This window comes from Actinomadura sp. NPDC049753, from assembly GCF_040674655.1.
Lineage (GTDB): Bacteria > Actinomycetota > Actinomycetes > Streptosporangiales > Streptosporangiaceae > Spirillospora > Spirillospora verrucosospora.
In genome coordinates, this window is record NZ_JBFARL010000132.1 from 1 (window position 1) to 23752 (window position 23752).

26 protein-coding genes and 1 pseudogene are annotated in these 23752 nt (G+C 72.9%); 12 read left to right on the forward strand and 15 right to left on the reverse strand.

What is annotated here, in order from left to right; translation table 11 throughout:
* Positions 1-279: 279 nt before the first annotated feature.
* Positions 280-840 (forward strand): hypothetical protein, encoded by a 561-nt coding sequence (locus tag AB0K37_RS28010; RefSeq protein WP_363986016.1) that lies wholly within the window; start codon positions 280-282, stop codon positions 838-840.
* Positions 841-949: 109 nt separating this feature from the next.
* Here AB0K37_RS28010 and AB0K37_RS28015 read toward each other — a convergent pair whose 3' ends face one another.
* The 4 genes from AB0K37_RS28015 to AB0K37_RS28030 all read right to left on the reverse strand — a co-directional run bounded on the left by AB0K37_RS28015 (position 950) and on the right by AB0K37_RS28030 (position 4590).
* Positions 950-1636, reverse strand: a complete 687-nt coding sequence (locus AB0K37_RS28015) for an adenosylcobinamide amidohydrolase (protein WP_363986018.1) — start codon at positions 1634-1636, stop codon at positions 950-952.
* A complete protein-coding gene (locus tag AB0K37_RS28020) occupies positions 1633-2403 on the reverse strand; it encodes an ABC transporter ATP-binding protein (protein ID WP_363986020.1) in 771 nt (256 codons plus the stop codon). Before AB0K37_RS28020 ends, AB0K37_RS28015 begins: the two co-directional genes overlap by 4 nt.
* On the reverse strand, positions 2400-3419 hold the full coding sequence (locus tag AB0K37_RS28025) for an iron ABC transporter permease (RefSeq protein WP_363986062.1): 1020 nt from the start codon (positions 3417-3419) through the stop codon (positions 2400-2402). Before AB0K37_RS28025 ends, AB0K37_RS28020 begins: the two co-directional genes overlap by 4 nt.
* 253 nt (positions 3420-3672) lie before the next feature.
* Entirely contained in the window at positions 3673-4590 is a 918-nt protein-coding gene (locus AB0K37_RS28030; RefSeq protein ID WP_363986022.1) for an ABC transporter substrate-binding protein, read from the reverse strand.
* 279 nt (positions 4591-4869) lie between these two features.
* On the opposite strand from AB0K37_RS28030, the gene AB0K37_RS28035 reads away from it, so the two are divergent.
* Positions 4870-5490: a helix-turn-helix domain-containing protein gene (locus AB0K37_RS28035; RefSeq protein WP_363986024.1), complete on the forward strand. Its 621-nt coding sequence runs from the start codon at positions 4870-4872 to the stop codon at positions 5488-5490.
* The gene (locus AB0K37_RS28040) at positions 5487-5864 is read left to right on the forward strand and encodes a VOC family protein (RefSeq protein ID WP_363986026.1); all 378 of its coding nucleotides are present in this window, start codon (positions 5487-5489) and stop codon (positions 5862-5864) included. Before AB0K37_RS28035 ends, AB0K37_RS28040 begins: the two co-directional genes overlap by 4 nt.
* Here the strand turns inward: AB0K37_RS28040 and AB0K37_RS28045 are convergent.
* From AB0K37_RS28045 to AB0K37_RS28060, 4 genes are all read right to left on the reverse strand, one after another.
* Entirely contained in the window at positions 5851-6756 is a 906-nt protein-coding gene (locus AB0K37_RS28045) for an LLM class F420-dependent oxidoreductase (RefSeq protein ID WP_363986028.1), read from the reverse strand. The two genes, AB0K37_RS28040 and AB0K37_RS28045, sit on opposite strands and share 14 nt — an antisense overlap.
* 140 nt (positions 6757-6896) lie before the next feature.
* The gene (locus AB0K37_RS28050; protein WP_363986030.1) at positions 6897-7874 is read right to left on the reverse strand and encodes a CU044_5270 family protein; all 978 of its coding nucleotides are present in this window, start codon (positions 7872-7874) and stop codon (positions 6897-6899) included.
* Positions 7867-8460, reverse strand: a complete 594-nt coding sequence (locus AB0K37_RS28055) for an RNA polymerase sigma factor (protein WP_363986032.1) — start codon at positions 8458-8460, stop codon at positions 7867-7869. The genes AB0K37_RS28050 and AB0K37_RS28055 overlap by 8 nt, the downstream gene beginning before the upstream one ends.
* Positions 8461-8661: 201 nt before the next feature.
* Positions 8662-8994: a hypothetical protein gene (locus AB0K37_RS28060; RefSeq protein WP_363986033.1), complete on the reverse strand. Its 333-nt coding sequence runs from the start codon at positions 8992-8994 to the stop codon at positions 8662-8664.
* 474 nt (positions 8995-9468) lie between these two features.
* Here AB0K37_RS28060 and AB0K37_RS28065 point away from each other — a divergent pair, with 474 nt between their 5' ends.
* Together AB0K37_RS28065 and AB0K37_RS28070 are read left to right on the forward strand one after the other, a co-directional pair.
* Positions 9469-10287 (forward strand): alpha/beta fold hydrolase, encoded by an 819-nt coding sequence (locus tag AB0K37_RS28065; RefSeq protein WP_363986035.1) that lies wholly within the window; start codon positions 9469-9471, stop codon positions 10285-10287.
* 83 nt (positions 10288-10370) lie between these two features.
* The gene (locus AB0K37_RS28070) at positions 10371-11282 is read left to right on the forward strand and encodes a hypothetical protein (RefSeq protein WP_363986037.1); all 912 of its coding nucleotides are present in this window, start codon (positions 10371-10373) and stop codon (positions 11280-11282) included.
* Between the two features lie 14 nt (positions 11283-11296).
* Here AB0K37_RS28070 and AB0K37_RS28075 read toward each other — a convergent pair whose 3' ends face one another.
* Together AB0K37_RS28075 and AB0K37_RS28080 are read right to left on the reverse strand one after the other, a co-directional pair.
* Positions 11297-11653, reverse strand: coding sequence for an MmcQ/YjbR family DNA-binding protein (locus tag AB0K37_RS28075; protein ID WP_363986039.1), 357 nt, complete (start codon positions 11651-11653; stop codon positions 11297-11299).
* Between the two features lie 652 nt (positions 11654-12305).
* Entirely contained in the window at positions 12306-13256 is a 951-nt protein-coding gene (locus tag AB0K37_RS28080; RefSeq protein WP_363986040.1) for an alpha/beta hydrolase, read from the reverse strand.
* A gap of 270 nt (positions 13257-13526) precedes the next feature.
* Here AB0K37_RS28080 and AB0K37_RS28085 point away from each other — a divergent pair, with 270 nt between their 5' ends.
* Genes AB0K37_RS28085 through AB0K37_RS28100 form a run of 4 tightly spaced genes read left to right on the forward strand, consistent with a single transcriptional unit; the run spans position 13527 to position 16925 of the window.
* Positions 13527-14171 carry an ABC transporter permease gene (locus tag AB0K37_RS28085; RefSeq protein ID WP_363986042.1) on the forward strand — a complete coding sequence of 215 codons (645 nt, stop codon included), beginning with the start codon at positions 13527-13529 and terminating at the stop codon, positions 14169-14171.
* Complete coding sequence (locus AB0K37_RS28090) at positions 14168-15178, forward strand: ABC transporter ATP-binding protein (RefSeq protein WP_363986044.1); 1011 nt, start codon at positions 14168-14170, stop codon at positions 15176-15178. Before AB0K37_RS28085 ends, AB0K37_RS28090 begins: the two co-directional genes overlap by 4 nt.
* Positions 15175-15948, forward strand: coding sequence for an ABC transporter permease (locus AB0K37_RS28095; RefSeq protein ID WP_363986045.1), 774 nt, complete (start codon positions 15175-15177; stop codon positions 15946-15948). Before AB0K37_RS28090 ends, AB0K37_RS28095 begins: the two co-directional genes overlap by 4 nt.
* A gap of 20 nt (positions 15949-15968) precedes the next feature.
* Positions 15969-16925 (forward strand): glycine betaine ABC transporter substrate-binding protein, encoded by a 957-nt coding sequence (locus tag AB0K37_RS28100; RefSeq protein ID WP_363986047.1) that lies wholly within the window; start codon positions 15969-15971, stop codon positions 16923-16925.
* Between the two features lie 10 nt (positions 16926-16935).
* Here AB0K37_RS28100 and AB0K37_RS28105 read toward each other — a convergent pair whose 3' ends face one another.
* Together AB0K37_RS28105 and AB0K37_RS28110 are read right to left on the reverse strand one after the other, a co-directional pair.
* Positions 16936-17451: a cupin domain-containing protein gene (locus tag AB0K37_RS28105; protein WP_363986049.1), complete on the reverse strand. Its 516-nt coding sequence runs from the start codon at positions 17449-17451 to the stop codon at positions 16936-16938.
* 2 nt (positions 17452-17453) lie between these two features.
* Positions 17454-18854 carry a gluconate:H+ symporter gene (locus tag AB0K37_RS28110; protein WP_363986051.1) on the reverse strand — a complete coding sequence of 467 codons (1401 nt, stop codon included), beginning with the start codon at positions 18852-18854 and terminating at the stop codon, positions 17454-17456.
* 138 nt (positions 18855-18992) lie between these two features.
* On the opposite strand from AB0K37_RS28110, the gene AB0K37_RS28115 reads away from it, so the two are divergent.
* Entirely contained in the window at positions 18993-19694 is a 702-nt protein-coding gene (locus tag AB0K37_RS28115) for an FCD domain-containing protein (protein WP_363986053.1), read from the forward strand.
* Positions 19695-19698: 4 nt separating this feature from the next.
* On the opposite strand, the gene AB0K37_RS28120 is transcribed toward AB0K37_RS28115, so the two are convergent.
* Both AB0K37_RS28120 and AB0K37_RS28125 read right to left on the reverse strand, forming a co-directional pair.
* Positions 19699-20550, reverse strand: coding sequence for a DUF72 domain-containing protein (locus tag AB0K37_RS28120; protein WP_363986055.1), 852 nt, complete (start codon positions 20548-20550; stop codon positions 19699-19701).
* Between the two features lie 411 nt (positions 20551-20961).
* A complete protein-coding gene (locus AB0K37_RS28125) occupies positions 20962-21207 on the reverse strand; it encodes a hypothetical protein (protein ID WP_363986056.1) in 246 nt (81 codons plus the stop codon).
* Positions 21208-21253: 46 nt separating this feature from the next.
* Here AB0K37_RS28125 and AB0K37_RS28130 point away from each other — a divergent pair.
* Positions 21254-21427 (forward strand): annotated as a pseudogene (locus AB0K37_RS28130) (helix-turn-helix transcriptional regulator); the annotation flags it as partial.
* Positions 21428-21445: 18 nt separating this feature from the next.
* The gene (locus tag AB0K37_RS28135; protein ID WP_363986058.1) at positions 21446-22060 is read left to right on the forward strand and encodes a restriction endonuclease; all 615 of its coding nucleotides are present in this window, start codon (positions 21446-21448) and stop codon (positions 22058-22060) included.
* A gap of 14 nt (positions 22061-22074) precedes the next feature.
* Here AB0K37_RS28135 and AB0K37_RS28140 read toward each other — a convergent pair.
* Positions 22075-23752: CHAT domain-containing protein (locus AB0K37_RS28140; protein WP_363986060.1), on the reverse strand; the 1678-nt coding region annotated here is incomplete at its 5' end.

The window sequence follows — 23752 nt, forward strand, 5'->3', positions numbered from 1 at the left end:
TTCCGGACCTGCTCGACTCGGCCGGGAACCCGACCTCCCGGGTGAGCAGGTCGTAGGCGCGGGCGCAGATCGCCACCTTGCGCTCGGTAGGCGTGGCGCGAGACCGCCACCGCCCGCGCACGCGCCGAGGCCGCCGAGCAGGAGGCGGCGTCCGCCCGCGCCGAGGCCGAACGGCTCGCGGCCGAACGGGACGCAGCGCGGCGGGAACGCCGGGAGGCCAGGGACGACGCCGACGGCGCGGGCGCCGCCCGCCTCGCCGCCGAGCGCGAGCGCGACCGGGTGGCCGCCCGGGAGGGCGAGCTGCTCGCCTCGCTGGAGAGCGCCAGAGCCGAACTCGTCGCCCTGCACGGGCGGCTGTCGGAGGCCGAGACCCTCGTCGAGGGGCAGCGCGTCGAGGCCGCCGCCGCCACCCGCGCCGCCGAGGACCTGCGTTCGGCCGTCCGCGACGCCGAGGCCAAGCGGGGGCAGGCCGTGGCCGACCTCGACCAGGTCCAGGCGCGGGCCCGCGAGTTGGAGCGGCACAACTGGCAGCTCGCCCGCGCCGGCGAGGAGCTGCGCGCCGCGGTGCGGGCGCTGACCGCCGAGCGGGACGCCGCCCGCGCCGAGGCCGACCGCGCGCGCCGCCGCGTCGACGCGCTCACCGCGCTGTCGGAGGGGCGCGCGGACCCGGGTCCCGCCGGGCCGCGGCCGGTCGTCGACCGGGAACCGCCGACCGGGGTGCACTCCCTGCCGCCGATGAACGGGTCCCTGCTGGACGGCGGCGACCCGCTCGCCACCGACCCACTGCGCCGCCACGACCACGGCGGGCACAACGGGCATCGCCTTCCCCACGCCGGCTGACCGTCATGCCGGTCGCGCGTCGCCCAGGGAGGAGGTGAGGCCCGAACCCACACTGCACTGGCCCTGAGACCGGCCGCCGTACCGCACCGGGGTGGTGCGGCGGCCGGTGCTAGCCGCGTGCCTCCAGCCGGGCCGCGTAGTCCAGGGCCCCGGCGCGGACGGCGGCGTGCACCGTCCGCGCGATCCTCGCGCCCCAGGTGGAGCGGGGCCCGGCGAAGACCTCCGGCGTTCCGCCGGTCGCGGCCGCGACGCAGATCGCGTCGGACGCCGTGCCCGTGCACGGGAAGCCCGCTTCGAGCAGCGCCTGCGTCTTGGCCTCGGTCGCGGTGACGACCGCGTTCACCAGCGCCGCGTCGCTCATCCCGACGGGGACGGCGACCACGATGTTGATCGTCCCCGGCCTCCAGGCGGGCGTCCCGTCCCCCTCCAGCGGGGCCAGCTCGGGATCGGGCGTCCCGGCGGGGGCGGCCGCCCAGGTCGGGACGCGCAGCCCGACCGTCGCCGACACGCGCACGCCCTCGCCGTCCCGCCGCACCGTGCGCGCGACCGAGGCCGCCGTGAGCATCCCGACGCCGGGGCCCTCCAGCCCGGCCGCCGCCGCGAGCTCGGCGAGGTGCGCGACCGGGTCGGTGCGCGCGTAGGCGCCGGGCACCTGGGCGTTCAGCACCCAGCCGGCCGGGCCGATGCCGCCGCCCAGCATCGCCGAGGAGATCATCCGATGGCCGCGGCCGGCCCGCCACACCGTCGAGGCGAGCCGCCTGCCGTCCTCCACCCGCCACACCGTCTCGAGGTTCACGGACGCTCCAGCGACAGGATCGGCCGGCCGCCCGGCCCGGGGGCGACGCTCACGCGGGCGCCGAAGTGCTCCTCGACGGCGTCGCGGGTGAGGACCAGGTCCGGCGGGCCCGACGCGGCCACCCGCCCGCCGGAGAGGAGGACGAGTCCGTCGGCGTACTGCCCGGCGAGCGTCAGGTCGTGGATCGTGGTCACCACCGTCAGCCCGTCCGACAGCCGCAGCCGGTCGATCAGCTCCATCACCTGCTGCTGGTGGCCGATGTCGAGCGCGCTCGTCGGCTCGTCCAGCAGCAGCACCGAGGTCTGCTGCGCGAGGGCGCGGGCCAGCACCACGCGCTGCCGCTCACCGCCGGACAGGTGGTCCAGGGGGCGGGCCGCGAAGGAGGTGAGGCCCAGCCGGTCGAGGACCTCCGCGGTGACGGCCCGGTCGCGGGCGCTCTCCCGGCCCAGGTGCGGGACGTAGGGGGAGCGCCCCAGCAAGGTGTAGTCGAACACCGTCATGCCCACCGGAAGGTTCGGGCTCTGCGGGGCGTAGGCGACGAGCCGGGCGCGCTGCCTCGGCTTGAGCGACTGCAGGTCCGCGCCCGCGAGGGTGATCTCGCCATGGGACGGGACCAGGCCGAGGACCGCGCGCAGCAGCGTCGACTTCCCCGCGCCGTTCGGCCCGATGACCGCCGTCCACGACCCGGCCGGCGCCTCCAGCGACACGCCCTTCAGCACCGGCCGCCCGCCGAGCGCGACGTCCAGGCCGCGCACCGCGACGGTCACGTCTCCACCTGCCGCCGGGACGCGCGCAGCACCGCGACGAAGAACGGCCCGCCGACGAACGCCGTCACCACGCCCAGCGGAAGCTCCCCGGGCCTGATCACCGTCCGCGCCACGAGGTCGGCCACCTCCAGGAACGCCGCGCCGCCCAGCAGCGACAGCGGCAGCACGACCCGGTACGACCCGCCCGCCAGCCGCCGCACCACGTGCGGGACGACGATGCCGACGAACGCGATCAGCCCGCTCACCGCGACCGCCGACGCCGTCGCCAGCGACGCCGCCACCACCACCGTCAGCCGGACCCGCGCCGCCGACAGGCCGAGCGAGGCCGCCTCCTCGTCGCCGACGCTGAGCACGTCCAGGAGCCGGCCGTGGGCGAGCAGTACCACGGTGGAGACCAGCGCGTACGGGAAGACGAGCGCCAGCTGGTGCCAGTCGGCCGACCCGACCCCGCCGAGGATCCACGAGTAGATCCGCTGCAGCTCCTCCGACTTCATCTGCTGGATCAACGTCTGCACCGCGGCGAGGAAGGACGACACCGCGACGCCGGCCAGCACCAGCGTCGCCGTCCCGTTCCCGCGCCCCGTCGCGGCGCTGCCCAGCAGGTAGGCGAGGGCCACCCCGCCGATCGCGCCGACGAACGCCGCGAGCGGGACCGCGTATCCGGGGTCGCCCGGCACCAGCGCGATGACCAGCGTCGCCCCGACCCCCGCGCCCGCCGCCGCGCCCAGCAGGTACGGGTCGGCGAGCGGGTTGCGGAACACTCCCTGGTACCCGGCGCCCGCGACGGCGAGCATCCCGCCGACCAGCGCCGCCATCAGCGCCCTCGGCACCCGCAGCTGGAACAGCACGTTCTCGTCGATGACGCCGAGCCCGCTGTCGGCGTGCACGAACGGGATCCGGTCGGCCAGCGCCTTCAGGACCCCGCCCACTGGCAGCCCGGCCGACCCCACCAGCACCCCCGCCAGCAGCGTCGCGAGCAGCAGCCCGACCGCCACCGCCAGCGGCAGTGGCCGCAGCCTGGCCTGGCTCCGCGGGCCGGACGCCGGGCCGCCGAGGCCCGGGCCCGGGAGGTCGCCGGAGCCCTTCCCCGCCTCGGGCGGCGCGTCGCCGCGGCTGCCGGAGACCTCGGGCGCCCGCTCCTGACCGGAGACGTCCTCGGGACCCGTGCGGACGTCAGAGGACGTCCCGGCCGCGTCGTCGGCGTCGGCCGGGACGTCCCCGGTGTGCGGTCGACGCCCGCTCACGGGCGGGCGTCCTCGGCGGCAGCGGTCACTGAACCTTCTGGACCGCGTCGCCGATCGCCTTGACGAACTCCGTCAGGCGCGGCCCCCACCGGGAGGCGATGTCGTCGTCGAGCTCGACCACGCCGCCGTGCCCGACCGCGTCCAGGTCCGACCAGCCGGGGCGCTTGGTGAGCGCGGCGGTGTTCTGCCCGCAGCACTTGGTGTCGGCCAGGAAGATCAGGTCGGGGTCCTGCTTGAGCAGGTACTCGCGGGACAGCTGCGGGTAGCCGCCGGAAGCCTTGTCCGCCTTGTCGGCGATGTTCTGCAGGCCGAACATCCCGTACACCTGGCCCACGAAGGTCTTCGACGTCACCGAATGGAGCTGGTTGTCCAGCTCGTGGTAGTACGTGAGGCCCTTGGCCTTGGACGACGCGGCCACCGTCTTCTGGATGTCCGCGCGCATGCCGTCGGTGACCTTCTTGGCCTCGGCCTCGTGCCCGGTGGCCTGCCCGAGGTCGCCGATCTCGTCGTAGGCCTCGTCCAGGTTCTTCGCCGCCGGCTCCAGCAGGACCGGGACCTTCACCTTCTCCAGCGCCTTGACGATGCCGTCCATGTCGTCGGACAGCACGACGAGGTCCGGCTTGTGGGCGATGATCGCCTCGGCGTTCGGCTTGAAGCCCGACAGCTTCGTCCGGGGGGCGCCGGCCGGGTAATTGGAGTAGTCGTCCACCGCGACCACCTGCGGCCCGGCGCCGATGGCGAAGAGCGTCTCGGTGTGCGTGGGGGAGAGGGAGACGATGCGCTTCGGCTTGGCCGGGACGGACACGGCCCCGTTGGCGGCCTGGACGGTGACGGCCTTGCCGTCCGGCGCGCCGCCGGACTCGCCGTCGTCGCCGCCGCATGCGGCGGCGAACGTGACGACGCCGATCGCCATCACCGCGCCCAAGGTGCGTACGGGTCTCACAGGTGCCTCCTGGGTGGTGCAGGGAAGCCGCGGCCCGTCATGACGGATCGCCCTTCCACGAGGTCGACAATCGTCGGCGCGCGAGGAGGCGACCTGGCTCGGCCACTTCGAGAGGGGCACCACAGTTGCGGGACAGCGCCGGATTTTCCACCGGACTTCGCTCCTGGCGCGCAGCATCGCAACGGTATCAGCCACCGAATGCTGATCTGTCGGGTTGTGCGGAGTGAGTACTCACTTCGCTCTTGACGGAGTGAGTACTCACTCCGTAGTGTCGCGGGCATGGAGGAGAAGAGCCGCCGCCGCGCCCCCGGGATGAGCCCGGAGCAGCGCCGCGAAATGATCATCCGGACGGCGCTGCCGCTCGTCGCCGAGCGCGGCATGGCCGTCACCACGGCGCAGATCGCCCGCGCCGCCGGCATCGGCGAGGCGACGATCTTCCGCGTCTTCGCCGACAAGGACGACCTGCTGGACGCCTGCGTCGCCGAGGCGCTGCGGACCGACCACGTCCTCGCGGAGATCGGCGCGATCCCGCTCGACCAGCCGCTGCCCGCGCGGCTCGCCGAGGCCGCCGCCGCGATCGACGCCTACCTCGCCCGCATGGGCCTGGTCATCGGCGCGCTGCACGCCTCCGGACGGCGCGCGCGCCCCGAGCCCGGCGCCGGCGAGCCCGGCCCCGACCGCGCGGCCGCCATGACCCGCACCCGCGAGGCGCTCGCCGAGCTGTTCGAACCCGAACGGGACCGGCTGCGCCTGCCCGTCGACCAGATCGCGGGCCTGTTCATGGGCTTCGTGTTCAGCCGGGCCCGGCCCGCCGCCGGCCCCGACGCGCAGCCCCTCTCCGTCGAGGAGTACCTGGACGTCTTCCTGCACGGCGCTCTCAAGGAAGGAACCGCCGCATGACGATCAGCCTGAACCACGCGATCGTGACGGCCGCCGACAACGACGAGGCGGCCCGCTTCTTCGCCGCCGTCATGGGCCTGGAGTACACCGGCCCCCACCCGCACGCGCGGCACTTCGTCCCGATCCGCGTGAACGAGGGCCTCACCCTCGACTTCATGACCGTCGCCTACCCGCAGGGCCACCACCTGGCCTTCGACGTGGACGCGGTCACGTTCGACACGGTCGTGGACCGCCTCGACGCCCGCGAGATCCCCTACGGCGACGACCCCGCCCACGCCGACAACGGCCGCGTGGACGAGGACCACCCGCTCGGCGGCCGCGGCCTCTACTTCTCCGACGCCAGCGGCAACCTCTACGAGCTCATTTCGCCGTGACCGTCTTCAGGAACTCCCGGGTGCGCCGGTCGCCCGGCATGTACTCGGCGGCGACGAAATCGGTGACGCCCGCGCCCGACAGCTGCTCCAGCTTCGCCGCGACCGCGTCCTCGTCACCGACGACGGCCAGGTCCTTCGGCCCCTCCACGCCCTCCCGGTCCATCATCGCCCGGTAGGACGGCAGCACCCCGTACACCTCGAACGTCTCCCCGGCCTGCTCCCGCGCGCGCTCCACGTCACCGGTGACGCACACGGGAAGGACGCACACGACGCGCGGCGCGTCCCGTCCGGCCGCCTCGGCCGCCGCCGTGATGGTCGGCACGATGTGCTCGCGGACGGTGACGGGGCCGGTCATCCACAGCACCGTCCCGTCCGCCCGCTCCGCCGCCAGCTTCAGCATCTTCGGGCCGAGCGCCGCGAGCAGCAGCGGCACCCGCCCCTCGTTCGGCACGCTCAACCCGATGTTGCCCCGCAGCGTCTCGCCGTCGAAGGAGGCGTTCTCCCCTTCGAGCAGCGGCGCCAGCACCGACAGGTACTCGTCCATGTGCCGCAGCGGCCTGCCGAAGTCGTACCCGTACATGTCCTCGATGACGATCTTGTGGGACAGGCCGACGCCGAGAGTGAACCGTCCCCGCAGCGCCAGCGCGGTCGTCCTCGCCTGCTGCGCCAGCACGGCCGGATGCCGCGGATACGTCGGCACCACCGCCGTCCCCAGCTCGATCCCGGGCACCCCGCTGCCCGCGACCGCCAGCGCGGTCAGCGCGTCCACCCCGAAGATCTGCGACATCCACGCCGAGGAGAACCCGTCGTCCGCCGCGCGCCGCACGTCGTCCGCCAGCTTCCCCAGCGCCTCGACCCCGCCCCGCTCGTTGAGCAGCACCCCGACCCGCACAAGGACCTCCCAGTGAGATGACCAGATCCTTACCTGACCTCTCCCTACCTAAGCGTCCCGCCCCAGCGGCCACAAGGCGGACACCCGGCGAGCCGAAAAGGCCCGGCACCGCGAAGACGCCGGGCCTTTTCGGCTCACGGTCAGGATCGGGCGGGAAGGCGGTCGGCCACCTCGACCTTCAGGACGGTGGTCTTCACCTCTCCGGCGCCGCTCTCGGCCGTGCCGATCCAGTCCCCACCCTCAGGGCGGGGCGTGCGGTCGAGGTAGCGGCTGCCCAGGAAGCGGTAGGTGGAGCGGTCGAACATCAACTCCAGCCTGCCGCCGTCGGCGTCCTGGGACAGGGAGACGGCAGGACGGCCGACGGCGTCGGTGGCGTGCTCGTTCACCTTCACCCGAGGGACGTCGCCGAGGAACTCGAAGACCTCGGCGCGCATCTTCGGGGGCAGGTAGTCCCCGACGAGCTCGCTCACGCCGTACCAGTTCCACTCTCCGAAGGGCCTGTCGTGTCCCGGGGTGGCGACAGGGGTGGGAGCGGGCGCCGTGACCTGGGACTTCCAATGCTTGAGCAGTCCTGGCATCGCACGCACCAGCCACAGCTGGCTGCCCGGGCGGGGGACGGGCGCGCTTTCGTCCTCGATGGGAATGGGGGAGTCGCACACCTTGGCCCCCTGCCCGCGGCACGGGGCGCGCAGCAGGCCCGGCTTGGAACCGTCGACCGACACCCAGCGCTCCCGCGTCTCCCGTCCCGGGGCCTTGCCCGGGGCGACCTTGCCCGGCCCCCACGCGACGACCGACCGGATGTAGAGGTACTGGCCGGGGCGCGGATGAAGCTCGGGCTCCAGGCGGGCGGCCGCGGCGGCCCGGGTCAGCACCTCGTGGGCGCTGACCGGCCTCGTCTCGCGGGGGCCGTCGTCCGAGCCCCGCGCCGCGACCACCGCGGCGGCCGCGGCCGCCACCCCGCCGGCCAGGCCGACCGCCAGCAGGCCGCGGTGCCACTGGCGCCGCGGGCCGCGCCGCCCCCCCTCCCGGGCGAGGGCGACCAGCCGTGCCCGGCCCTCGGCCAGGACCTCCGGGCTGGGCGGAGGCACCTCGTCGTACATGCGCTGGAGTTCACCCATCGAACTGCTCCTCTCCCATGTCAAGGGGGTCGGTCCCGCCGAGCGCCTCGCGCATCCTGGCGCGGGCGCGGCTGAGCCGGGAATGGACGGTGCCGGTGGCGATGCCGAGGGCCGCGCCGATCTCGGCCGGGGACAGGTCGCCCGACGCCGTCAGCAGCAGGACGTCCCGCTGCCCGCGGTTCAGCCGGCGCAGCGCTTCCGCCAGTTCCGGCCGGATCCTCTGGGCGGCGACCCGCTCCGCCACACCCTCGTCGGCCGACCCCGCCGCGGGATCGGCCCCCGAACGCGCCGCGGCCCGCCAGAACCGCCCCTCGCGGCGGCGATGCTGGCTGATCAGGTTGGTGGCGATCCCGTACAGCCAGGGCAGGGCGTTCAGGCGCCCGGGATCGAAGCGGCCGCGCTGCCGGAACGCCTGAAGGAACGTCTCGGCCATCAGATCGTCGGCCAGATCACGGCCGAGCCGCCGGGCGAGGTACCGGTGGATCGCCGGGGCGTGCCGGTCGTACAGCGCGGCGAACGCCTCCGGATCCCGGCGGGACCTCTCGATGATCGCGCTGTCGCCCTCCTGGTACACCTCGGCGGTCACCGTGGCTTCATCCTCGTCATCGCGGACCTTTCGCAGCGTGGACTTCGGTCACCCGTCTTTGACCGCACCCACGAACCCGCTTCCCTCCAGCTCAGAACCCGGGCACGCAGCAAGACGGCCCCGCTGCCAAGTGATCCGAGAGCCTGGGCGGGCCCCATGCGTCGGCGCCGGGCCGGCCCGTGCCACCGTGAGGATCTGCGGTCAGGCGCCGTCGGGTTCGCCGTGGGGGGAGTGTTCCTGGGCCAGCCGTCTGTCGTTGTCGGCCCATCGGCGGTGGCGGGCGGCTGACTGGAGGTGCAGTTCGGCCTCTTCGGGATGGACGGTGGCCATCTCCTCCAGGAGCAACGCGGCGCGGTCATGGGCTCGCGCCGAGGAGACCATCGCCTGCTGCGCGTACTCCTCGGACCCGCGCTCGCACTCCGATGCCGTCGCAGAAGCTTCGGGACCGTCCGGCGGCCGCGTCGCCGCGCCGCGCTCGCCGGCTCGCCGCGTACGGCGCGCCCTCACCCGAAGCGTGCGGTCTTCGCTGTCCATACCAGCCAATCCGACGCCAAAGCCCGTCGACCAACCAGCCCATCAGACACGCTCGATTTGTACCCAGCACCGTGTCCTTTCAGCCCACTCTGGCGGACACATACCTAATCCGTCATTTCCCTATGGACGGCCATGGGGTCGTGGAGGTTCGGGATCACGCGCCGTACGGGAGGCAGGCCGGGGTGCCGGTATTCAGGGTGTTGACGTGCGCGGCGTCCTTGTGGCCGTGAGGAGGGGAGGAAGGGGATTGTTTTTGGTGCGGGACGTCATTGCCGGCCCAGATAATGGCGGCTTCCTTGTTCGTTCGTGCACATGGCGCTGTCCCTGAAAGTCGCGACATGGCCCACACAGAGACGTATCCGGCGTCGCCGTGCCATAGCAGCGGACGTGCGGCGGCCGCTTCCTCCCACCCCATCGCCTGACGGGCCGCCTCGCCGACGTGTCGGGCGGGTGGTTCTTCGACCATCGCAGCCGATGAGCGACCATGGAAGCGTGGTGACTCTCGAACCGCTCACCCTCTACACCGCCGACGGTGTCCGAATCGACGCAGGTCACACGCCTTCCGACGGTGAGGTGTGCTTCGTCCTGGCGCACGGCTTCACCTGCTCGTGGCGCCAGCCCGCGCTGCGCCGGATCGCGGCGGCCCTCGGCCGGCACGGCGGCGTGATCGGGCTCGACTTCCGCGGCCACGGGCGGTCCGGCGGCCACTCCACGGTCGGAGACCGCGAGGTGCTCGACGTCGACGCGGCGGTCGCGGCGGCTCGGCGACGGGGCTACGAACGGATCGTCCTGGCGGGTTTCTCCATGGGCGGCGCCATCGTCGTCAGGCACGCGGCGTTGCACGGCGGGGTGGACGCCGTGATCTCGGTCAGCGCGCCGGCACGCTGGTACTACCGCGGAACGGTGCCGATGCGGCGCGTGCACTGGGTGATCGAGCGGCGCGCGGGGCGGATGGCCGTCCGCTTGGCGCGCGGCACCCGGATCGCGCCCAAGGGCTGGGACCCCGTTCCTGAGGCGCCGCACGAGGTCGCCGCACGGATCGCGCCGGTGCCGCTGCTGGTCGTCCACGGGGCAGCGGACGCGTTCTTCCCCGTCGAACACGGCCACCAGCTCTACGAGGCGGCCTCCGACCCGAAGGAACTGTGGATCGAACCGTCCTTCGGCCACGCCGAGGTGGCCGCCGCCCCCGAGTTGATCAACCGCATGGCCGTATGGGCCGCGAAGGCGGTCTCCGCGACCCCGGCGAGGCCCGTTCGAGGCGCAGAGCCGCCCCAAGGCCGAACGCGCGGCTAGCCCGCTGACCTTGGATAACTCAAAGTTATCCACATTCTCGCGGCCGCCTGTCCGGAACCGCCGGGCCAGGCATTCTCAATCCCATGGACGGATTCACCCTCACCTGGAAGCGAACGGCCGCCGACTCGATCATCCCCATCGGGCCGGACGCCTACTTCGTCCCCGTCAAAGGGACCGGCCTCGCCGCACGCGCCGCGGCGTTGAGCAGCGTCCTTCCCCCGGAAGCCGTCATCGCGCGGCGCACCGCCGCATGGATCTGGGGCCTGGACGTCTTACCTCCGGGAGTGAGCGAGCTCGACTGGGACGTCGAACTCGTCACTCCCCGACCCCGTGATGCCCCACCGGCCCCGGTCCCGATCACCGCCGACAGCGTCGAACTGCCGCCCGAACATGTAGTGAAGGAATCCGATGTACGCCTCACCAGCCCGACCCGCACCGCACTCGACTGCGCCCGCTGGCTTCCCCGCTTCGAGGCGGTCGCAGCGCTGGACCAGTTCCTGCGCCGAGACGTGGACGTGGAGGAACTCACCGAGATGGCCCGGACGCTGCGGGAATACCGCGGGAACAAGCGGCTGCGCCAGATCCTCCGACTCGGTGACCGCGGCGCGGCCTCCCCCGGCGAGAGCTGGATCCGCGTCGCCATCGTGGACACCGGCTTCCCGCGCCCTGAGACGCAGATCCCCGTGCGGAGCGCGGAAGGCAACTGGCTCTATATCGACCTCGGCTACCGCGAGTTCCGCGTCGGCCTCGAATACGACGGCGAACGCCACCACACCGGCCGAGAGGCCAGAAGCCACGACGCGCAGCGCCGAGGCTGGCTCGCCAAGGAGATGGGCTGGGACGTCATCCCCGTCACGAAGAACTTCTTGACTCGTCCCGCCCCTTACCTGGGCGCTCTCCTGACGACGCTGCTCCAGCGCGGCTGGCAACCCGACAACGCCACCATGGAACACATAGCCGTACGCCTCGCGCGCCTGGAACGCCGACCACGCTGAACGCCAAGAGCCGGCTATCCGGGGCCGAGGAGATCGACCAGCCGCTTGGGGGCGATGAGCCGGTAACTGTCCTCGATCAGCTCGGCCATCTCATCCCAGTCGTGGTCGACGTCGAGCCGCGCGCCGACCCAGCCCTTGGCGCCCACGTACTTCGGGACGAAGAAACGCTCGGGCGCCTCCGCGACCAGAGCCTCCTGCACACCGGGCCCGGCCTTGAACGTCAGAGACAGGCCGTCCTCGGAGGTCATCGCGAACAGCTTGTCGCGCACACGGAAGGAGGGCGCCGTATGACCGCCGAAAGGCTTCTCCGTCACCTCCGGCAACGACATGCAGATCTCACGAATCCTGATCAGCACATCAGGGTCGTCCATCGCCGATTCCTCCTTCTTCAGATGACATGGCCGCGGGACCGCTATTCGATGAGGGAGGCGTGAGGCCGCAACACGCAGAACTGGTTCCCTTCGGGATCCGCGAGCACGACCCACGGCACGAATCCTAGGCCGCCCCCCTCCACCCCCCGTCGCCGCCGCCTCAGCACCCCGCGCAAGACCCCCGCTCCGGCCGCCCAGCAACGTGTCCGGTGGACCCTGTGTCGATCCAGAGCAGAGCGGTGACCAGGACGATCGCTGCCCGGTAGTCGCGGGCGAGACGGACCGTACTAGGGCGACCGACATGACCCGGCATGGAGGCAGCCCGGTTTCGACTCGGTCCTGGATTGGCGGGCTTGTTTTCGGTCTCAACCCCGGCTGGGTTCGGGGTGGGGGTGCGCTTGTCGGCTGTGAGGTGGGCAGGCATGGCCGGGTTGGGCGCGGCCCTGGGAAGCTGGGGCCGCGCCCAACCCGGGGGCTTGGCGGAGGAGCCTGCTGCTTGCGGTGGTGACCGCACTGCCGGAAAGGAGGGCCTGGTTCTTGCGGCGGATGATCGGATCCTTGCGGGTTGGCATTGCGGGAGCGGGCGTTTCTTCCACCCTGCGGAAGGTGAGCTAGCGGTGGCGCGTGAAGGGCGGGGGCCTCATGCTGGGATTCACGGGGTGAGGTGTAGTGCGCGGTGGAGGGCGCTCGCGCGGTCGGCGATCATGCGTTGGGTCACCGAAGCCTCTGTGATCATGGTGGAGCCGTGGAAGGTGCCGGGGTAGTGGTGCAGTTCGGTCGGGACGCCCGCCTGGATGAGCCTTCGCGCGTAGGCCAGGCCCTCGTCGCGCAGCGGGTCGAACTCGCACGTCGTGACGTAGGCGGGCGGTAGCCCGGAAAGGTCCTCGGCGCGGGCGGGAGCCGCGTACGGGGAGACGCCGTCGGTGCCGCGGACGCCCTTGCCCAGGTAGTAGTCCCAGCTCAGCTCGGCGTTGGAGCGGTGCCAGATCGGTGTGTCGGTGAAGGCGCGCATGGACGGGGTGTCGAGCCGGTCGTCCAGCTCCGGGACGCCGAGGAACTGGAAGCGCAGCGGTGGGCCGCCCCGGTCGCGGGCGAGGAGGGCGACGGCCGCGGACAGTCCGCCGCCCGCGCTCTCGCCGCCCACCGCCAGCCGGGTCGGATCGATCCCGAGCTCGGCGGCGTTCGCCGCCGTCCAGGTGAGGGCCGCGTAGCAGTCTTCGAGCCCGGCGGGGAAGGGGTGTTCGGGGGCGAGGCGGTACTCGACGGACACCACCACGGCGCCGACCTCTACCGCGAGAGCGGTCGCGTCGTCAGAGGACATGTCGATGCTGCCCAGGACGAATCCGCCCGGATGGATGTAGACGAGCCCCGGAAGGACGCCCGCCCGGTTCGCCGGCGCGTAGATGCGAAGGGGGATGGCCGGTGCGTTCCGCGGTCCGGGAATGGCAAGGTCGCGGGTCTCGACCGCTGCGGGCGGGACGTATTTCGGTGTACCGGCGAACATGTCTTTCTCGTCCCGGCGGGTCTGCTCGATGTCGACGATCGACAGGCGCGGGACCCGTGCCATCCACGGGAGGAGGTCTGGATCGTAGGCGTAGGGCACCTCGGGTCTCCTTTCGGCGTCACCAGTGTCGGACGGTTCCCGGCGCCTGCCCAGGCCGCGTGATGGACCGTGGAAAACGTCCTTCTGGTGCTGCATGGGCGGAGTGAGGGCGTCGGTGGGGCGGCGGTGCGGACGCGTTCGAGCGTTCGGTCTCACCGATCCGTTATTGCCAGACTGATCATCCGTAGGCAGCCTCTGAGGTATGGGAGACGCGAAACCCACCGTCCTTGCCCGGGCTCCCGCCGCCGCGCGCGGTGACGGGAGGCGGCGATGAGCTTCTCCGAGTACCTGTCCGAACGCTGGCCCGAGATCGCCCGGATGATGGGCGAGCACGCCGAGGTCGTCCTGATCGCCGTCGCGATCGCGGCCGTGGTCGGGATCGGGCTCGGCGTCGTGGTCGAGGGTCGGCCGAGGGCGCGGGGACTGGCCCTCGGCGTCACCGGCACCATGCTGACCGTCCCGTCGCTCGCGCTGTTCGGGCTGCTCATCCCGCTGTTCGGACTGGGACTGGCCCCCACGATCACCGCGCTGGCGCTGTACGCGGTGTTCCCGATCCTGCGCAACACCGTCACCGGCCTGGACGGTGTACCGGGCGCGGTGGAGGAGGCGGCGCGGGGGATGGGGATGAGCCCGCTGAGCCGGATGGTGAGGGTCAGGCTGCCGCTGGCCTGGCCGGTCGTGCTCACCGGCGTCCGGGTCGCCACGATCATGACGGTGGCGATCGCGGCGATCGCCGCCGCCGTGGCCGGGCCGGGGCTCGGCGAGCTCATCTTCGGGGGGCTGTCGCGCATCGGCGGCGCCAACGCCCTGAACGACACCCTCGCCGGAACGCTCGGCGTCGCCGTCCTGGCGCTCGTCCTGGACGCGCTGTTCGTCCTGCTGTCCCGGCTCACCACCTCCAGGGGGCTGCGATGACCGAACCCGCCGCGACCGAGACCGCGCGGGCCGCCCCGGCCGGGCGGGAGATGATCCGGCTGGAGGGCGTCACCAAGCGGTATCCGGGGCAGGACGCCCCGGCCGTCGGCGACCTCACGCTCAGCGTCCGGGACGGGGAGATCGTCGTGCTGCTGGGCCCGTCCGGCTGCGGTAAGACGACCACGCTGCGCCTGATCAACCGGCTGATCGAACCGACCTCGGGCCGCATCCTGCTCGACGGGGAGGACGTCACCCGCGCCGACCCCGACCGCCTGCGCCGCCGCATCGGCTACGTGATCCAGCAGGTCGGGCTGTTCCCGCACATGACGATCGCCGCGAACGTCGGGCTCATCCCGCGGACGCTCGGCTGGGACGGCAGGCGCGTCCGCGCGCGCGTCGACGAGCTGCTCGACATGGTGGGGCTCGATCCCGGCACGTACCGCGGCCGGTACCCGAAGGAGCTGTCGGGCGGGCAGCAGCAGCGCGTCGGGGTCGCCCGCGCCCTCGCGGCCGACCCGCCCGCGATGCTGATGGACGAGCCGTTCGGCGCACTCGACCCCATCACGCGGGAGCGGCTGCAGGACGCGTTCCTGGAGCTCCAGGCCCGGATCGGCAAGACGATCGTGCTGGTCACCCACGATCTCACCGAGGCGCTGAAGCTCGGCGACCGGATCGCGATCCTCGGGCAGGGCGCGAGACTCGTGCAGTACGACACGCCCGCGGCGATCCTCGCCGAGCCGGCCGACGGGTTCGTCGCGGAGTTCGTCGGGGCGGGCGCCGCGATGCGGCGGCTGCGGCTGGTCGAGGTCGGCTCGATCGGGTTGCTGCCCGCGGGGGAGGGCGCCCCGGCCGCGACCGTCCGCGCGGACCAGTCCCTGTACGAGGCCCTCGACGCGATGCTCCGCGCCGGGGCGGAGACCGCAACCGTCGTGGACGAGCACGGGCGCGCCGCGGGCGCGGTCTCGTGGTCGGCGATCGTCCGGCAGAACTCGGAGCCGAGGCCGTGACCGCCACGGCGGTGCCGGAGCGGACGAGGCCCGGCGGCGAGGCCGCCGGGCGCTCCCTCGCCGGGCTCCTCGCCACCCCCGTGTTCCTCGTCGCGGTGTCGGCGGCGCTCTACCTCTACGTGCGCGGGCTCGACCTCGACGCGATCGAGCGCAGGTCCCTCGACCGGTCCGAGATCACTCACCAGTTCCTCCAGCACATCAGGCTGGTCGCGGTGTCGACGGCGCTGGTCCTCGCGATCGCGGTCCCGCTCGGCGTGCTGCTGACGCGGCCGCGGCTGAGCCGGTTCTCGGCGCCGTTCCTCGCGCTCGCCAACGTGGGGCAGGCCGTCCCGTCGATCGGGGTGCTCGTCCTGCTCGCCGTCACGGTCGGCATCGGCTTCCAGAAGGCGGTGATCGCGCTCATCCTGGTGTCGGCCCTGCCGGTGCTGCGCAACACGATGGTCGGCCTGCGGGGCGTGGACCGGTCGCTCATCGAGGCGGGGCGCGGCATCGGCCTGTCCAGGGCGGCGGTCCTGTTCCGCGTCGAGCTGCCGCTCGCCGTCCCGGTGATCCTCGCCAGCGTCCGGGTCGCGGTGATCCTCAACGTGGGCAGCGCGACGCTGGCCGCGTTCACCAACGCCGGCGGGCTCGGCGACCTCATCAACACCGGCATCTCCCTCAACCGGACCCCGATCCTGCTCACCGGAAGCGTCCTGACCGCCGTGCTCGCGATGGCGGCCGACTGGCTGATCGGCATCGTCGAGTTCGTCCTGCGCCCCCGCGGCCTCTGAGACCCGAGGAGAAGTCACCCATGCGCAAGCTCGCCGCCGCCGCGTCCCTCGCCGCCGTCGCCCTGACCGCCGGCTGCTTCAGCTCCACCGGAACCGACGCCAAGGCCGGGAGCCTGGCCGAGGGCAACTCGCTGAAGGGCGTCACCCTCACGGTCGGGTCGAAGGAGTTCACGGAGCAGCTCGTGCTCTGCCAGGTCACCGCCCTCGCGCTGCGCTCGGCGGGCGCGACCGTCAAGGAGAAGTGCGGGCTCCAGGGCAGCAACACCACGCGTGCCGCGCTGACGTCCGGCAGCATCGACATGTACTGGGAGTACACGGGCACCGCGTGGGTCAACTACCTCAAGCAGACCGAGCCGATCGGCGACCCGGCCCGGCAGTACGCGGCCGTCGCGGAGCAGGACCTCGCGAAGAACAAGGTGAAGTGGCTGGCCCCGGCGCCCGCCAACAACACCTATGCCCTCGCGGTGAAGACGACGACGATGCGCCGGCTCGGGATCGCGGACCTGTCGGGCTACGCGCGGCTGGCGAAGAGCGACCCGTCGAAGGCGTCCACGTGCGTGGCGAGCGAGTTCGCGGGACGCAGCGACGGGTGGCCCGGCCTGCAGAAGGCCTACGGGTTCAGCCTTCCGAAGCCGGACGTGGCGACGCTGGCCGAGGGCGCCATCTACGACGCCGTCGGGAAGGGCAGGCCGTGCGTCTTCGGCGAGGTCGCCACCACCGACGGGCGCATCAAGGCGCTCGGCCTGACCCCGGTCCCGGACGACAAGAGGTTCTTCCCCGTCTACAACCCCGCCCTGACCGTCCGGGAGGCCGTCCACCGGGACGATCCCGCCATCGAGAAGATCGTGAATCCGATCGCGGCGGCGCTCACCGACGCGGTCCTCCAGGAGCTCAACGGCCAGGTCGACATCAAGGGCGAGCAGCCCGCGAAGGTCGCCGAGACGTGGCTGAAGTCCAAGGGCTTCATCGGCGGGTAGCCGACCGGCGTCACACCATGTACTGGTCGTGGCGCCGGTACAGGTCCGTCCACTCCTCGTCGCTGAGCCGCCGCCCGGTCGCGGCGATCTCGGCGAGCTCCTCGAAGTAGGCCTCGCGCGGAGCGCCCGGGGTGAAGAGCAGGAGCATCGCCGCCGGCTCGCCCGACTCGTTGCGGAACCCGTGCACGCCGCCCTCGGGGACGAAGAGGAAGTCGCCGGCCGAGGTGTCCTTCCAGGCCGTCCCGTCGTGCAGCCGGATCGTTCCGGACAGGATGTAGAACGACTCGGTGATCGTCCGATGGAAGTGCGGCATCGGGCCGGAGGGCTTCGGCCCCATCTCCCAGCGGTACAGGCCGAACGCGCCGTTCGTCGAGCCGCCGGTGCCCAGGTAGTGGACGCGCGTCCCGCGGTGGACGCCGTCGCCGTCGGCCGCGCCGATGAGCAGGTCGGGCGCCGCCCCTGCGGGGCGCAGCGTCCCGCTGCTCTCGCCGCCGTCTCCGAGGTAGCGGGCGTCGGGATAGGTCATGGCTACACCACCAGGTTCAGCAGGAGGACGAACACGAGGCCGCACACCGAGATCACAGTCTCCATCAACGACCACGTCCTGATGTTCTGCCCGACGCTGAGCCCGAAATACTCCTTCACCAGCCAGAATCCCGCGTCGTTGACGTGGGAGAAGAACAGCGAGCCGGCCCCGATCGCGAGGACGAGCAGCGATGTCTCGCCGCTGTCGAGCGTGGTGGCCAGCGGGGCGAGGATCCCGGCCGCGGTGACCGTGGCCACGGTCGCAGAGCCGGTGGCGAGCCGGATGAGGACGGCGACGAGCCACGCCAGGAACAGCACCGAGAGGTCGCTGTCCTTGACCCAGTCGGCGACCAGGTCGCCGATGCCGGTGTCGACGAGCGTCTGCTTGAAGCCGCCGCCGGCGGCCACGATCAGCAGCGGGCCGGCGATGGGCGGCAGCGAGCCGGCCAGCGAGGAGGCGATCCCCTCCCGGTCCATGCCGGAGCCGCGGCCGAAGGTGAACATGGCGACGACGACCGCGATGATCAGTGCGACCAGCGGGGTGCCGAGGTTGTCCAGGACGGTGCGCACCCGGTCGCCCTCGTCCAGGGTGATGTCGGCGACGGCCTTGCCCAGCATCAGCACGACCGGGAGCAGCACCGTGAACAGGGTGACGGGGAAGGACGGGCGGCGGCGCCGCTCGGCGTCCACGGCGGCGTGGTCATCGGCGTCCCGCGCGCCCGCGTCCGTGACGTAGAGCTCCGGCGCCGGGACGTCCACCCAGCGGGACGCGAACCGGGCGAACACCGGACCGGACAGCGCGATGGTCGGGAGCGCGACGGCGATGCCGAGGGCGAGGGTGAGACCGAGGTCGGCCTTGAGGGAGTCGATCGCGACGAGCGGCCCCGGGTGCGGCGGGACCAGCCCGTGCATCGCCGACAGTCCCGCCAGCGCGGGGATCCCCACCGCGATGACGGACATCTGGGCGCGCCGCGCCACCAGCAGGATGACCGGCACCAGCAGGACGAGCCCGATCTCGAAGAACATCGGCAGCCCGATCAGCGCCCCCACGAGGGCCATGGCCCACGGCAGGAACCGGCGCCCGGTGCGGCCGATGATCGTGTCGACGATCTGGTCGGCGCCGCCGGAGTCCGCCAGCAGCTTGCCGAACATCGCGCCGAACGCGATCAGCGCGCCGACCCCGGCGGCCGTGTCGCCGAACCCCTTGGTGAAGGCGTCGATGGTGTCGGCGACCGGCAGCCCCGCGACGATCCCGACCAGCAGCGAGCCGAGCGTCAGGCTCAGGAACGGGTGCACCTTGAGGTAGGTGATCAGTACGACGATCAGGGCGATACCGGCGAGCGCGGCCGGCACGAGCCTCCCGCTCGACGCCGCCGGCGCCGCGGCCAGCACGATCGGGTGCATGCGTCATCCTCCTGGGAGCCGGAGTGAACGAAGGTGGTCGCCCGAGTGTGGCGGCTATAACCTGCCGTTAACAAGGGATAGCTCCGTAAAATCATACCTTTGTCGAAGGTTGTCCCGCCTCATGTGATGATTAGCGGCATGGTGGAGACCCCCTCGACGGGCCTGCACGGCAGCGTGCTCGACCGGCTCGGCGTGCTGATCACGTCCGGCGCGCTGCCCGCGGGCGAGGTGCTGCGGATCGAGCAGCTGGAGGCGCGCTTCGCGGTCTCCCGGTCGGTGATCCGGGAGGCGATCCGCGTCCTGGAGTCCATGGGCATGGTCAGGAGCCGCCGCAGGGTCGGCGTCACGGTCGCCGACCGCTCGGCCTGGAACCTGTTCGACCCGCAGATCATCGGCTGGCGGCTCGCCGGCGACGGCCGGGACGAGCAGCTGCGCTCCCTCGGCGAGCTGCGCCGCGGGCTGGAGCCGGTGGCCGCCGCGCTCGCCGCGCGGAACGCGACGCCGGCGCAGTGCGGCGCGCTGACGGGCGCGGTCATGGAGATGGCGGTGCACGGCAGGTCCGGCGACCTGGAGGCCTACCTGGCCGCGGACATCCGCTTCCACCGGACGCTCCTGGAGGCGTCCGGCAACGAGATGATGGGCGCGCTGAGCGGAGTGGTCGCCGCGGTCCTGGCGGGCCGCACCCACCACGACCTGATGCCCGCGCACCCCGAGCCGGCCGCGATCCGCTGGCACGCCGAGGTGGCGCAGGCGGTGCAGGCCGGCGACGCCGAGGCCGCCGAAAGCGCCATGCGCGACATCGTCGAGGAGGCGACCCGGGCGATGCTGGAGCCCGGCTGACCGGTCAGAACAGCGTCGGCGGCTCCGCCGGGACGGGCTCGGGCAGCGGCTCCAACGCGGGCACGCGGGCCCTCACCTCGTCGTGGAAGCGGCGGGCGAGCGCGGGCGCGTCGGCGTTGTCGGGCGTGTGGACGAACACGGTCGGCGAGCGTCCCTCGGCAAGCCATCCCGCGACGCGGCCGACCCAGAACCGCCAGCCCTCGACGGTGCGCTCGGTGTCGTCCCGTCCCAGGTAGCGGACGATGGGACGGTCCGTGAGCGCCTCCGCCCTGCGCGGCACCCGCGGCTTCTTCGTCCAGGCGTCACGTTCGGCGTCGCTGGTCGGACGGCTCTGGAAGAACGCGGTCGTGTCGAACGGGACCCACTCGGCCCCGGCGCGGGACAGGACGCGCTCAAGGTCGCGCACGGATCCCGCGTCCTCGAAGAACGCGCGGTGACGCACTTCGACGGCGTACCTGTGCGCCGCGGGCAGCCCGCGCAGGAACGCCGCCAGCGTTCCGAGGTCACCCGGGCCGAAGGAGCCGGGGAGCTGCACCCACAGCGCGTGCGCCCGCGATCCGAGCGGCTCGATCGCGTGCAGGAACGCCCGCAGTTCCTCCCCGCCCCCGGAGAGCCGCCGCTCGTGCGTGATCGTCTTTGGGAGTTTGGTCACGAACCGAAAGCCGGGCCCGGTCTGCTCCGCCCACGACTCCACGGTGCTCCGCGCGGGCGTCGCGTAGAAGGTGGTGTTGCCTTCCACTGCGTTGCACCAGCTCGCATAGGCTCGCAGCCGTTCGCCCGGAGGCAGCGACGGCGGGACGAACCGCCCCTGCCACCGCGTGTGAGCCCACATCGCGCACCCCACATGAAGCCGCATGCCCCGACGCTACCGGTGATCCGAGGGCCTCCGGATTCCGCCTCGGCCTGGAGAGCTTCGGCGGAGGCCCGCAGCTCCTCACCGCCGTCGGCCCTCCTGGGGGCGTGCGCCATGTTCCGGCGGCCGAGGATCCCCCCAGACCCCCGGCCGCCGGGCCGGCGAACCCGCATCGGAACGCCGGCGGACGGGATCCGGGCCGCCGCGGAATCGCGGGAGCCGCGCTCACTGCTCCCGCCCTGATGGGACGGGATCCCCCCGCGAGACGGACCTTCCCCAGTCCGGCTGTGCACCATCCTGCCGGGCGGTCGGGGAGCGGGCATCGGTAGAAGCACCGATCCGTGTACCGATTCGCGGGCCGATCGGACTTTAGGAAAGTCGTAGCAGTGCGTATTGGTATGACTACAATTCGGATCACCGGAAGCCGCTCGCCCTCCTCGAACGCCGCGCGGTACCGCGCCTCGCCCGGTAGGGGCCGAACCAGGACGTCCGCGTGGACTCGCGCATCCGGTCCGCGGCGCCGAGCAGCCGGGCGGCCCGGACGTGGTCGCCTCCGCCGCACCGGCAACCGGCGGAGCCGCCGCACCGCCCCGTCCAGGGGCTGGTGAGCTCCGCGGGCAGTCGTCCTGTCTGTCGTTCCAGCGTCGCGGTCAGCGGCACGGCGTCTCCAGTCAGCTAGCGCCGGGGGCACCGGCTCCAGGGAGAGCGCGAACGGCAGGTCGTGGAACTCGTGGCCGAGGGGCTGTCCAACCCCGGCATCGCCGAGCGCCTGACGATCGCGAAACGCACCGCCGACTCGCACGTCGAGCACATCCTCGCGAAGCTCGGCTACTCCTCCCGCACCCAGATCGCCGTGTGGATCAGCGGGCGGGAGCAGTGAACTCGTAGGATCCGACCCGTGAGCGAGCAGGAGATCCGCGCGGAGCCGCCGGCCGCGTCCGGGGCCCGGGCCGGCATCACCCCCGCTGAGTTCGAGGAGTTCGTCGCCGACCGGCTCCTCGGATCGGCCGCCCCGCACGTCAGCGGGCTGAGCGTCACGCTGCACGAGAAGGTGGCCGGCTCCGACGGGACCTACGACCTCGACGCGACCGTCCGCTACGGCTTCGCGGGCATGGACTTCCTGGTCGTGGTCGAGGCCAAGCACCACCGGAACCCGATCAAGCGCGAGCTGGTGCAGGTGCTCCACCAGAAGGTCCAGAGCGTCGGCGCGCACAAGGGCGTCATGGTGTCCACCGCCACGTACCAGAGCGGTGCCGTGGCCTTCGCGCGGGCGCATGGCATCGCCCTCGTGACGGTCACGGACGGCCGGTTCCTCTTCGAGACGAGGGACGCCGTGCCGGTCGAGGGGCCCGCCGGCTCCGGCCCGCCGCCTTTCCTCGTCCACTGCCACGGCCTTCCCGGCGGGGGACCGGGCACGTCACGGGTCGTGCTCATGGTGCCGGACGACGACGACTACCCGCGGCAGGCGGCGGAGATCCTGCTGGGCTGCCCGTTCGAGAGCCTCGCTCCGTAGCGCGGCGGGCCCGGTCAGGCGCCGACGTGGACGTGCGACGCCCACACCGAGGGGTAGTCCGTCCATAGGTCCCGCATCCGCCGGGTCGCGGCGTGGACCGCGCCGGCGACGTCGCCGCCGTCCGCGACGGCCGTGTAGACGAGGTCGGCGACGTCGACGGCGTGCCGGTCCCCGATCGGCCACAGGGTGCCGATCACATGCCGGTAGCCGGCGAGCTGGAACGCCGACGCCAGGTGGATCGCCTCGTCCGCGAGGCGCGCCCCCGGCCGGGCGGTCGAGCAGGCCGACAGGAAGGCGAGTTCGGCGCCGTCCATGCGGAGCCCGGCGAGGTCCGTCACCGTCAGCGGCCGGGTCTGGTGGTCGGCCAGCAGCAGATGGCCGGACGACGGGTCGGCCAGGTCGCTGTGCCCGTGGCAGGCGAAGTGCGCCCACCGGGCCTTGGGCAGAGCCGCGAGCACCGCCTCGTGGGTGGCGGCCGGCCCGGTGAGGACGTCGACCGGGCCCGGGAAGCGCCGGCCGATCAGTGCCGCCTCGGCCTCCGCGCCCGGCAGGTCGGACCGGCCGCCGGGCGTGCGGGGCATCGCGACGGCGACCGCCCGGTCACGGCCGGTCCGCGCCGCGTCCGCCGCGCCGCGCCGCGCGTGGGCCAGGGCCCGGAGGGTCGGGGCCGTCGAGCACGCGACGCGGTCGACGACCGTCGCCGGGATCTCGTCGGCCGCGGTGCCGTGGTACCCCGCCGCATGCACCGGGAGGAACGACAGCAGCCCTGACAGGCACCACCACAGCCTCGGCCACGGTGCGCCGTCCTGGGGCGGCCCGCCGATGCCGACGTGGTCGAGCACCGGACCGGCCACCGCGTCCCACAGCCATTCGAGCGTCCGCGACATCCGGCCTTGCCCGGCCGTCCACGATCTGGCCTCCCCCGCGCCGATCTCCTCGACCGCGGCCAGGAACGCGCCGACCTCCGCCGTCACTGCGCCGGGGGTGAGCGCGGGCAGCGGCACGGCCGCGACGCCCGCGCCGGCGTCGAGGACCAGCGCGTGCGACCCGAAGTCCGACACGTTGACGATCACGACGTGGCCGCGGGCCGGTGCGAGGTCGCGGACGGCGGGCGGGCGCAGGAAGCGATCGAGACCGGGCAGTTCCCGGATCTCCGCGACGAGCCGGTCGAACGCCGCGGCCGTGGCGCGGCGTTCCACCGGCGGCTGGGGTGCCGGGTCGGCGCCGCTGCCGGGGACTCCCGCCGCGGGCGCGGAGCGGTCGAGTTCCGCGCAGAGGGCGGTGAACCGTCCGGCCAGATCCGGGTCGCGCTCGGCCAGCGCGGACAGGTCGGTGCGGGTGTCGAGCGCCCGGCCGAGCAGCAGCCCGCGTCCCTGCTCGAACAGTTCGACCCCGTGCTCGACCTGCCCGGCGCGCACGCAGCAGGCGGCGGCGTCCGATCCGATCCCGCCCATGTCGCGGAGGAGGATCTCCTGGTCGCGGCGTTCGAGGCCGCGCGGGACCGTGCGTCCGATCAGGTCCACGACCGCCGCGTAGCCGGACACCGCGTCCTCCCACCGTCCGGCCTCGGCGGCGAGCCTGGCCCAGCGGGAGGCCGCGACCGCCCGGACGCGGGGCGGAGCACGGCCATTTCGACCATGCGGGCGGGCTGGCGGGGATGGTGGGCCTGCGCGGCGTGCGGTCGATGCCGAT